8 protein-coding genes are annotated in these 12,350 nt (G+C 34.1%); all 8 read left to right on the plus strand.

Annotation, left to right across the window (positions count from 1 at the left end):
• The first annotated feature begins 85 nt into the window (after positions 1–85).
• The 8 genes from NNH57_RS19105 (at position 86) to NNH57_RS19140 (ending at position 12,314) form a co-directional block, all read left to right on the plus strand.
• Positions 86–904, plus strand: a complete 819-nt coding sequence (locus NNH57_RS19105; protein ID WP_108808032.1) for a peptidoglycan-binding domain-containing protein — start codon at positions 86–88, stop codon at positions 902–904.
• An 11-nt stretch (positions 905–915) separates the two neighbouring features.
• Positions 916–2,163, plus strand: coding sequence for an ATP-binding protein (locus NNH57_RS19110; RefSeq protein ID WP_254504216.1), 1,248 nt, complete (start codon positions 916–918; stop codon positions 2,161–2,163).
• A gap of 435 nt (positions 2,164–2,598) precedes the next feature.
• A complete protein-coding gene (locus NNH57_RS19115) occupies positions 2,599–3,582 on the plus strand; it encodes a toll/interleukin-1 receptor domain-containing protein (RefSeq protein ID WP_074405554.1) in 984 nt (327 codons plus the stop codon).
• A 2-nt stretch (positions 3,583–3,584) separates the two neighbouring features.
• Positions 3,585–4,655: an isoaspartyl peptidase/L-asparaginase family protein gene (locus NNH57_RS19120; RefSeq protein WP_108808031.1), complete on the plus strand. Its 1,071-nt coding sequence runs from the start codon at positions 3,585–3,587 to the stop codon at positions 4,653–4,655.
• 155 nt (positions 4,656–4,810) lie between these two features.
• The gene (locus tag NNH57_RS19125) at positions 4,811–5,743 is read left to right on the plus strand and encodes a hypothetical protein (protein ID WP_132065962.1); all 933 of its coding nucleotides are present in this window, start codon (positions 4,811–4,813) and stop codon (positions 5,741–5,743) included.
• A gap of 150 nt (positions 5,744–5,893) precedes the next feature.
• A complete protein-coding gene (locus NNH57_RS19130) occupies positions 5,894–11,419 on the plus strand; it encodes an alpha-2-macroglobulin family protein (protein WP_108808030.1) in 5,526 nt (1,841 codons plus the stop codon).
• 59 nt (positions 11,420–11,478) lie between these two features.
• Complete coding sequence (locus NNH57_RS19135) at positions 11,479–11,991, plus strand: hypothetical protein (RefSeq protein ID WP_074405550.1); 513 nt, start codon at positions 11,479–11,481, stop codon at positions 11,989–11,991.
• A 29-nt stretch (positions 11,992–12,020) separates the two neighbouring features.
• A complete protein-coding gene (locus tag NNH57_RS19140; protein WP_074405549.1) occupies positions 12,021–12,314 on the plus strand; it encodes an antibiotic biosynthesis monooxygenase family protein in 294 nt (97 codons plus the stop codon).
• Positions 12,315–12,350 lie beyond the last annotated feature (36 nt).

A 12,350-nucleotide genomic window follows, 5' to 3' on the forward strand; every position in this document is an offset into this window, starting at 1 on the left:
AGAAAACACCCCATAAAAGAACCGTTGTATACCCCCGAAAAAAGTCGGGATATAGCATTAGATTTATATACAAATCCATAGTAAGATGAAAAAAACGGCATATAAAAAGGAGCTAGTAATTAGAAATACACAGCAAAGAAATGGCTCTTCAAACAGTAGAAAAGAGGTAAGGAAGATTCAATCCTGGCTAACCTTATTTAGTATTCAGCATCCTAGTAGTGGTACAGCAACCAGTATTGATGGCGATTTTGGTCCCGCAACCGAAAGAGCCGTTAAGAATTTTCAACGTATAAAAGGATTGTCAGAAAATGGCATAGTAGATCAAGGTTTGTTTAGTGAATTGTCTGCTAACTTAAAAGATGCTTTTGAAAGACCATTACAGAGTACTGATGTTAGAAGTTTGATTGCTGAAGTGGCAGAGAATCACCTACAAAATCATCCTTTTGAATTGGTTATTAATAGACAATCTAATAGTGGTCCTTGGGTGCGAAGTTATATGGATGGAGGTGATGGAGAAGATTTTTTTTGGTGTATGGGATTTGCACAAACTATTCTTGATCAGGCTGTAAGTCATGTGGGTAAAAGATTTACTTCGTTAATGCCTTCCACATTTAGTTGTGACTCGGTAGGTAATGCCGGAATTGCAAGAGGATTACTTTCTAAAAATAAAAAAATTAGAAGGAATTCTGACTTAGTAAAACCTGGAGACTTGTTTTTGATTGAAAGTAGCCCGCTGGATTGGACACATACAGGAATTATAACATCGATCCAAGGTGATGTAATTGAAACCATTGAAGGGAATACTAATTTTCAGGGCTCTAGAAATGGTGTTACTGTGCGTAAACGAATGCGTAATTATATGAGATCCAGGATAGATGTATTCTCAATCGAACCTTTAACTTAAAATACCTGTCGATGGAACCTGTTTTTACAAAAAATACTACTCATTTTAATGGCAAATTTTCCTTCTTACAAGAGGTGATAGAATATCGTTTGCGATACGAGTACACCAGTGAAGAAGCTGTTTTTCCTGTTTTTGATACAATGGTGGCAGATGATTCATCGTTTTCTCAATTTGTCAACAAACTTGATTTGTCTCAAGAAGAGATCATTATTTTATTAACAGCATTAATTCCACATGTTTCGCCCTATTTTTTTATAGATATTATTACTGATTTTTTTCCAAATGGAGGTGAACTTCCAGAATTTGGTGGTGTAAAAGGAAAAAATCATAGGGGTATTATCCCTACCGGAGAAACTATTCAATTTATGTTAGCTGGCAAGGATCTGCAAAAACGGATAGAGGTTACATCTTATTTTGAACCTACCCATCCATTCGTAAAAAAAGGCGTTCTAAGATTAGATGCTGTACCTACAGGAGAGCCTATTATGAGTGGGCGATTGATTCTGGATCAGGAATATGTAGAGCTGTTTACTACAGGGAGAATGGTAAAACCTACTCTTAGTAAAGATTTCCCTGCCGAAAGGATTGAAACGTTACTTTCCTGGGATGATCTTGTGCTTAATACAAAAACCCTTAACCAGATAAAAGAAATTGAAACCTGGCTTCAGTATAATCATGTGGTTTTGGATGATTGGAAGATGGGAACCAGAATTAAACCTGGATATCGTGTCTTGTTTTCTGGCCCTCCGGGAACCGGAAAAACCTTAACTGCTACATTATTAGGTAAATATACCGGTGAAGATGTATATCGTATTGATCTTTCTATGGTCGTTTCAAAATATATAGGAGAAACAGAAAAAAACCTTTCTAGACTTTTTGATAAAGCTAAAAATAAATCCTGGATACTGTTTTTTGATGAAGCAGATGCCATTTTTGGTAAAAGAACGAATGTAAGAGATGCACATGATAAGTATGCTAATCAAGAAGTATCGTACTTACTACAACGTATAGAATCCCATCCTGGATTAGTGATTCTGGCTTCAAATTTTAAAAACAACATAGATGTAGCCTTTACTCGTCGATTTCAAACAATTATAGAGTTTGAAAATCCATCTTATCAAGAACGACAGTTATTATGGCAAAAAAAACCTTCCTGCCGCTATAGCTTTAGGAGAAACGGTTTCGTTAGAAGAGATTTCCAAAAAATATGCGCTTACTGGGGCGAATATCATCAATGTGATACAATACACCTGTCTTAAGACCATAGCTCAAAATCATAAAGTTATCCAATTAGAAACTATTCTCGAAGGGATTAAAAAAGAATATTTGAAAGAAGGAAAAATGATTACGATCTAATATCAAATGAATTTTAAAATGAGCTATTAATAATTTAAATTATATGGGTTGTTTTAAAATTCATTTGGCATAAGGTGCTGGTTTAAATTAAAACGAATACCTATCTCTTCATAAAGTATCATCATATTTCAAAACACTATAGCTACAGCTTTTTATCCTTTATTATCAGTGACTTCATAGTTTTAAACACACCTCTTTTTACGGTTTAAAAGTAAAATTTTTGTTGGAATGTTTCCTATTAAAATTGGAAATATTCCAAATAAACAAAGTAATTTTGTAGTAGCGGTTTTTTAGTAAGAATTAGTCAGTTTTAGGTTAAAAAGAAAAAGAAGTCAGTGATGAAAAACAAGAATTATGAATATGATGTTGCGCTTTCTTTTGCTGGAGAGAATAGAGCATATGTAGAAGAGGTTGCGAACAGCCTTAGGGTAAGAGGGATCAAGGTGTTTTATGACCTGTTTGAAGAAACAAACTTATGGGGTAAAAACTTATATGAGTATTTATCCGAGATTTATCAAAACAGGGCAAGATATACAGTACTATTTATATCAGGGTTTTATAATCAAAAATTATGGACAAACCATGAGAGGGCCTCTATGCAAGCAAGAGCATTTCAGGAAAGTAGAGAATATATTTTGCCTGCTAGATTTGACGATACAGAGATTCCCGGGATATTGAAAACTGTAGGATATATTAACTTGAAAGATAGAAGTCCAGACGAGTTTGCAGGGCTGATCGAAAAAAAATTAAAAAAAGATCAAACTTTTTTGAAAAGTAGATGGTCAAAAATTTCTACCCTGATCAATCCAAAGCCGTTCATTTTTACTATTAAAGTGGTAAATGAAAAAGAAGAATCAATTAAAAATGCCAAAGTAGTTTTGGTCGCTAATAATTCTACATACCTTGAAGGGTTTTCTGATGAAAAAGGATTAGCACATTTTATTATTCGAACGCGTAAATTATATACTGTGCTTATTGCGCACCCAGAATATCCGGCCGTATTATTTAAAGATATTAACCCAAAGGAGGATATAGAAGTAACTGTAGAAAAATTAAAAGGATCAGGTTCTGTGATCCTTAATAAATCTGGAGAAACACCAGGGATTATGGGGAGGATAAAACCTGTGTTGAAATCAAACAATAGGATATCATTATATGCTGATAATATAGCGATTGAAGGGGGACAACATCAACCTTATGATATTGAGTTAAATAAATCAATAATTTTAGAAGATAATGGAGGAAATAGTATACATTTAACCTTCAGATTCTTTCAAGGGAGAATCGCTTTAATCGATTATTGTAAACACAAATTATCTTAATTATGAAAAGAGTAATCATCTTTTTTAGTTTTATTTTGTTTTTGGCTTGTAAAGAACAGCCAAAGGAAACGGCAGAAACACCTATTATCGAAACTGCCAAGGAGGAAATTAAAAAGCCAGAGGATAGTTTTGGAATTGTAATTCATGGTGGAGCAGGAACTATCTTGAAAAAGAATATGACTCCAGAAAAAGAAGCGGCGTACAAAGCTAAACTTGAAGAAGCAATAAAAGTAGGACATACCATTCTTAAAAATGGAGGTACTAGCCTTGAAGCTGTCGAAAAAACGATAAATGTTCTTGAGAATTCTCCATTATTTAATGCAGGTAAAGGAGCAGTATTTACTAATGAAGGAACTAATGAATTAGATGCTTCTATTATGGATGGTAGTAACCTTAATGCCGGGGCAGTAGCAGGAGTTAAAACCGTTAAAAACCCGATCAATCTGGCTAGAGAAGTAATGCTTAATTCTCCTCACGTGTTATTATCAGGTAGTGGTGCCGAATTATTTGCTAAAGAAAGAGACCTTGAGATTGTTGATCCGGCTTATTTCTTTACAGAAGATCGTATGAAATCGCTAGAGAGAGTAAAAGAAAAACTAAAAAACAAGGAAGCAAATAAAACAACTGCTTTTTATGATCCGTTTATAAAAGACTCTAAGTTTGGAACGGTTGGCTGTGCAGCATTAGATAAAAATGGAAATTTGGCCGCAGGAACCTCTACAGGAGGGATGACCAATAAAAAATGGAATCGTATAGGAGATTCACCAATTATTGGAGCAGGAACATATGCCAATAATGCAACTTGTGCAGTATCAAGTACAGGATGGGGTGAGTATTTTATACGAGCGATGGTGGCACATGATATTTCGGCATTAATGGAGTATAAAGGGCTTTCTCTTCAAGAAGCTGCCAAAGAAGTAATACAGAAAAAACTTACCGACCTCGGCGGTACAGGAGGAATTGTAGCGATAGATAATAAGGGTAATGTAACGATGGAATTTAATACAGCGGGAATGTATCGTGCAACAATGAATGCTACTGGAGAACTTACTATAGGAATTTATAAAGAGTAATATTCTTCTTAAAATTTTAATACAACCCTCCTACTAAGGAGGGTTTTTTATTTTGAAGATATTGTAGGGCAAAAATTCACTATTTTCTGGGGGAAATAGAACCAGAAATCTCATTACTTTTACCCAATAATTACAATAATATAAATGGTAGACTGATGAAAAGAATATTGATTTTTGTAATAATCTGTATGATGAATAAAAGTATGGCTCAGAATAAGGAAAATATAGTTGGTTTATACGCATTAGGCTCTCATTCTCCAGAAGGGGGAAGTCATCTATTCGTTTTAGAAAATGGCAAATTTGTGATTACTTACTTTGGAGGAGTACAGGTAGGTAGTTGGCGTATAGATAGAGATCATACTTTTTTGTTTACTCCAAATACAAAAAAAAATGAATTCGAACTTTATGGGAGATATAATAAAAAGATAAAAGACAGTTTAAAAATCTCTTTTATGGGATTTGAAGAATCACGAAGTTTTGTGAGTTTAAAAAAATCAAAAGATGATCACTATATTATGAAACAGGTATTTAATGATGACGCTAACTGTTTTGGTTATCCTTATGTAGAAACTTTTAAAAAGAATTCAGATGTGATTTCTTTTATGGCCATAAATGAAGGAATGAATACAGCAGTAATTGATTTTAATATAAAAGGATCTAATGATTTTATAGCTTGTTTTTTTACTAGAGAAAATGAGGCATATCCTTTTTATGTTATGTTAAAAGACAACAAACTATATATAGATGAAAACGAATATTCAGAAAAACGCCCTTTGCCAACAGAAGGAGAAGATATAGAATTTATTAGAGCAATAGCCAATAAGAATACTTCTGAAACTGTACTCCTTTATAACCCTTCATATAACCACTTTAAAGAGGATATTAATGCAAACCATATTTTTGATAAAGAAAAACAAGCATATATTGATCTAGAATTTTATAAAGAAGGAAATGAAAATAGAATAGATGATGAAGCATTTTTTGATATGTCCATCATCTATAAATATGAATTGTGTACAGGTACCTTTGCCAGATCAGTTGATTATAAAATTGAAGATAAACCTATTTTTCAGGTTAATTGTAAATAAATGAATGTAGAAACGTTGGATGAGGATCAAAAAAATAGACTAAAAAACAGATTAAATAATAGAATTGAAATTTACAATACTAAGCAGGTTAAGATAGTGTAGAATACAGTTAAATAATTACTACCTTTAATCCGCTAAACATCGACTACTATGAAATTATCGCGAATTCTCTATCTGTTACTTTTTGTAACACTTGTATTTTCTTGTAAGAAAAAAGATGATCAATCTATAGCTGAGGCAAATGCTTCAGAATTAAATAAGTATCAAGAATATATCTCAGATGTATCTTCAGGGGTAATTTCGGTTTTGGATAATGTATATGTTGTATTACAAACACCAGTAGAAGGTTGGGATGATAATCAAGAACTACCAAAAGATATACTTACTGTATCACCAAAAGTAAAAGGTAAAATTATTGCCGTAAATAATCGAACTATTTCTTTTCAACCAGAAGAAGGGTTTGATGAGGACACAGCTTACACTTTTACGCTAGATTTAGAAGAATTAGTTAAAGATTTTAAAGACGATCTTGATGAAGAATTTGTCTTTACAGTGAAAACGTTAAAACAACAGTTTTCTATTATTACAGATAACCTTCAGTCCTATAGTAAAGATTGGCAATATATAGATGGAACGATAACATCTAGTGATCAAATGAAATTTGATGTTGCCAAGCAACTTATTACTGCTTCGCAAAAAGGAAAGAAAGTAGCTGTAAAATTTAGTGAGTCAATCGATAAAAGCCGTCAGTTTAGTTTTAGAATAGATAGTATTCAACGGTTTGAAGAAGATTCAGAAGTTACTATTAAATGGTCTGGTAAATCTTTCGATATAGACACAGAAGGAGAAGACGTATTATCCATTCCCGGGAAGAATAATTTTTCTATAATTAGTGTTTCGGTTGCCAATGTGGATAACCAATATGTCGAAATCAATTTCTCTGATCCACTTAGGAAAAATCAAAACTTTAATGGTCTGGTTACTATTTCTGGAGCCAAAAATTTAAAATATACTGTACAGGGCAATGTCCTTAAGGTATATCCAAAACAAGAACTTAAAGGAACATTAGAGGTAACCGTTTTTGAAGGGATTAAAAGTACAGATAACTATAAATTAAAGAATACATATACCGAAAAAGTATCTTTTCAACAACCAAATCCAGAGATTCGCTTACTGCAAAGCGGAGTGATTTTACCCACTTCAGATAATCTGAAATTTAATTTTGAAGCGATCAACCTTCGTGCTGTCGAAGTACAGGTAGTTAAAGTCTTTGAAAATAACGTCCTTCAGTTTTTACAAAACAATAACCTTAACGGCTCTGGTGATTTAAGAAGTGTAGCAAGACCAATTGCCAAAAAACTAATTAACCTTCAGGAAAATCCATCTTTAAATCTTAGTAAATGGAATGCTTTTGCAATTGATTTAAAAAAGCTGATTACACCTGATCCTGGAGCAATCTATAGAGTAGAACTAAATTATCGAAAAACCTATTCGCTGTACAAATGTGATGGTGTGGCTGCAGATGATACTCCGATTAATGAATTAACAGATAATTATGACGAAGAAGAGGAATCTAGTTTTTGGGATAGCTCTCAATATTACTATGATGATTATTACGATTACAATTGGGAAGAAAGAGAGAACCCATGTAGCACTTCTTACTTTAGAGATAAAAAGATCAGTGCAAATGTATTAGCTTCTAATCTGGGAGTAGTCGTTAAAAAAGGGCTTAACAATGCATATATGGTTACGGTTAATGATATTATTACCACCAGCCCTGTATCAAATGCAAAAGTAACTTTTTACAATTATCAGCAGCAAGAGATGGGAGTGGCGACTACCGATGCAGAGGGAATAACTGGTTTTGATGCAGATCGCCCGGCATATTTTGCCATTGCCCAATCCGGAAAACAACAAACCTATGTGAAATTAAATGATGGGAACGCATTATCGGTAAGCAAATTTGATGTTTCTGGAGTGAGATTACAAAAAGGAATCAAAGGATATATTTACGGAGAACGCGGTGTTTGGCGTCCTGGAGACACCTTATTTTTATCTTTTATACTTAATGATAATGCAAATAAATTACCCAAAGGACACCCGGTAAAATTTGAATTACGTGACCCATATGGTAAAGTGACTTACCAGGAAACAAAGACTAACGGTACCAACAATTTCTACAAATTTGTTGTACATACTTCTGATGAAGCGCCTACCGGTAATTGGCAAGCCAAAGTTAATGTTGGGGGAGCTAATTTTAGCAAAACACTTAAAATTGAAACCATAAAACCTAATCGTCTTAAAATCAAAACGACTTTTGACGATGAAGTTTTGGGAGTTAATAAGAATATACAAGGTAATCTAGAAGTATTATGGTTACATGGTGCAATAGCAAAAAACCTGAAAACAGATATCAATGTTCGATTCAATCCAAAAACAACCCGTTTTAAAACCTTCCCGGGATATGTTTTTGATGATCCAACCCGTAGGTTTGGAACCGAGGAACAAGAAGTATTTCAAGGGCAAATTTCTAACGAAGGAAAAGCGAGTTTTAACCTTAGACCAAAACTAGAAAATAAAGCTGCCGGAATGCTAAAAGCTTCTTTTATTACGAAGGTATATGAAAATGGAGGAGATTTTAGCACCGATGTGATTAGTAAAGAATTTTCTCCATATAGTACCTATATTGGAGTAAATGTTCCTAAAGGTGATAAAGCACGAGGAATGTTGTTAACCGATACAAAACATAATTTTGAAGTTGTCTCTGTAGATGACAAAGGAAATCCTAAATCGGTCAAAGACCTTGAAGTCTTTATCTATAAAGTCGATTGGAGATGGTGGTGGGATACATCAGAAGATAATCTGTCTTCTTATAATAGAGGATCATATCATAACGAAGTATTTAAGACCAAAGTAACAACGGGTAGTAATGGTAAAGCAAACTTCAATTTTGAATTAAAATACCCAGAGTGGGGAAGATACCTGGTAAGAGTAGTAGATCCAAATGGAGGGCATGCTACCGGAAAAATAATGTATATCGATTGGCCAGGTTGGGCTGGGAAATCACGTAAAAATGATCCTTCGGCGGCAACAATGTTGTTATTCTCTACAGATAAAAACACCTATACTGTTGGAGAAAAAGCTATTGTAACCTTTCCGTCTAGTGAAGGAGGAAGAGCATTAGTAACAGTAGAAAACGGTACCGAAGTACTATCTTCACAATGGATAACTCCGCAAAAAGGAGAAACGAAGTTCGAATTACCCATCGAAGAATTATACACTCCCAATGTGTATATTCATATTACATTATTACAACCACATGCAGATACAGCAAACGATTTACCGATACGTTTGTACGGGATCGTTCCAATTTCTGTTGAAGACCCAAATACTAAGGTGCAACCTAAGTTAACAATGCCAGATGTATTGCGACCAGAAGAAACAATCACACTGAAAGTTGGGGAAAATAATGGTAAACCTATGACCTATTCTATTGCTATTGTAGATGAAGGATTGTTAGATTTAACACGATTTAAAACACCAAATCCCTGGAATAGTTTTTACGCACGTGAAGCACTTGGAGTAAAGACCTGGGATGTATACGATGATGTAATTGGAGCCTATGGCGGAAGCATTAATCAGGTATTTAGTATTGGTGGTGATGCAGAAGCAGGGGGTAGTAAATCAAAAAAAGCGAACCGATTTAAACCTATGGTTGTCTTTGAAGGACCATTTGAACTTAAAAAAGGGGAGACACGTGCACATAAAATTAAAATTCCGAAATATGTAGGATCTGTACGTACAATGATTGTGGCATCAGATGCAGAAAAGGCAGCCTATGGTAGTGCAGATAAGACAACGCCAGTACGTAAACCTTTAATGGTTCTTACTTCAATTCCTCGTAAAATTACTCCGGGAGAAAAGGTAACCATACCAGTTACCGTTTTTGCGATGGAAAATAAAGTGAAAAACGTAACTGTTACTTTAAAACCTAACAAAGGATTTACAGTAATTGGTGAGGCACAACAAAAGCTATCGTTTCCTCAACCTGATGAGAAAATGGCCTATTTTGATATCGAAGTGTTAGAAGGAGCTTCTCTTACAGATATCGAAGTAGTGGCCAGTGGTGGTGGAGAAAAAGCATCATACAAGGTTCCTATTAATATAGTGAACCCAAATCCAATGACAACAGAAGTTACTTCGATTGTTCTAGAACCCAATAGTGAACAGGAAGTAGACTTTGCAGCATTTGGAATTGATGGAAGTAATAGCGCAACGATTGAGTTTTCATCATTACCACCGATGAATTTTGAAAGTAGATTGAGCTACCTGATTCGTTATCCACATGGTTGTGTTGAACAAACAACTTCGGCCGCATTCCCACAATTGTATCTTGGCGAAGTCTTCAATTTATCATCTGATAAAAAGCAGAAAATACAGAAAAATATAGAAGCTGCAATGTATAGACTAAAACGTTTTATACAACCTAATGGAGGAATGTCATATTGGCCAGGATACAGTAACCCAAATGATTGGGGGACTACCTATGCGGGTCATTTCTTGCTTGAAGCAAACAAACAAGGGTATGTATTACCCATAGGTTTTAAAAGTAGCTGGATTAATTATCAACAACAACAGGCTAAACGATGGAGAAGTGGCAATAATGACCTGGCGCAAGCCTATCGATTATATACATTAGCACTTGCAGGTAGTCCTGATCTATCCTCGATGAACAGATTAAGAGAGACTTCGGGATTATCTAATGATGCCAAATTGAGATTAGCAGCAGCATATGGGTTAATTACTCAGACAAAAGCAGCAAACCAATTGCTTAATTCGGCAAATATTGATTTTCAACCAAGAAATAATAATCATTATACCTATGGATCTACTAGTCGAAATCGGGCAATGGCACTAGAAACACTTGTAGCTTTAGACCAAAAAGCGAAAGCACAGAAAGTAGCAGTAGATCTGGCAAAAGAATTATCTTCCAAAAATTGGATGAGTACGCAAACTACATCCTACGCATTAATGGCAATGGCAAAATACGCAGCCTATGTAGGTGGGAAAGGAGTAAACATAAACTATATTCTTAACGGAAAATCAACAAATGCCAATACAGATAAAACATTGGCAACTTCTGGTGATGTATCTATTTTAAAAGACAATAAACTGGTGCTTAAAAACAATAAGGATAACACCATTTTTGTACAAATTGCAACAAGTGGAATTCTACCTGTTGGTCAGGAAAAAGTAATTCAAAACAAGTTTAAGGCAATTGTAGATTATAAGACCAAGGATGGTAATATAATTAACCCGATTCTATTAACCCAAGGAACAGATTTTGTGGCAGAAGTAACGATTACTAATGCTACAGGTTCTAAAGTAAAAGATGTTGCATTGACCGAAATTTTCCCTTCAGGGTGGGAAGTAGTCAATACACGATTTACAGATTTTGGATCGTTTAAAGCTAATGCTGTTACTCATACTGATATTCGTGATGATAGAGTGAATTTCTATTTTGACCTAAAACCAAATGAAAGTAAAACGATGACCATTTTATTAAATGCATCCTATCTAGGTAAATACTATCTGCCAGGTATCCAATGCGAAGCCATGTATGATAATGATTATTTAGTAAGAAGTAAAGGAAAATGGGTCGAAGTAGTGAAGTAGATTAATTGATTTGGTTACAGAATGATCTCTTTAATCCGAATTAAAATAGTACAAATATTATGAAAAAACACCTGCTTAAATACATAGCTCTCTTTGTCATAGGATTATATTCTTCTCAAGTCATTGCATGTGATTGCGATTGTGAAGGAGATTGCTCATTTTCCTCAGTTTCGACAGGAGGGTTTGTTGCTCTGGTAAAAGTAATTGAGTATTCTGAATTTTTGGAGTTTGAAGATGATGGAAAATTGAAGAAAATGCCTTTGGCGATGAAAGTAGAAGTTATTAAAAAATATAAAGGTGAAGATACCCGTAAAATCATACAAATTTGGGGAGATAACGGAATGCTATGTCGGCCATATACCGATTATTTTAAAATTGGAAACCATTATTTAATTGCCCCAAACAAAATCTGGAAGGATTCTGAAAATGGAAAAGTAGATGATTATGATTTCTTTGCATGTGAGACTGGTTTTTTGGATGTTGATCTTAAAAAAAAGATGGTCTATGGAGCATATTCCAAAAGCATAAATAAAATTTCATTAGATAAAATAGAAACCACTTTAAGTAAGTAAAAATTGTTCCCGCAATAGTTGATAAAATAATGATTTTAGAGCAAGCAATTTTATATATAAAACCTGGAGAATCAGAAGCTTTTGAGAAAGCTTTTAAAGAAGCTCAAAAAATCATTTCTACTATGAAAGGATATATTAGGCATGATGTATTGAAATGCATAGAAGAAGATGATAAATATATATTGTTGGTAGAGTGGAAAACGATTGAGGATCATGAAACAGGTTTCAGAACATCTGAAGAGTACCAACAATGGAAAAAATTATTACATCATTTTTATGACCCTTTTCCTGTAGTGCAACATTATGAATCTATATTGTCCTGATATAGCAAAGCGGTTATTTTAACTTAACCATAAAAC

Source organism: Aquimarina spinulae (assembly GCF_943373825.1).
GTDB lineage: Bacteria > Bacteroidota > Bacteroidia > Flavobacteriales > Flavobacteriaceae > Aquimarina > Aquimarina spinulae.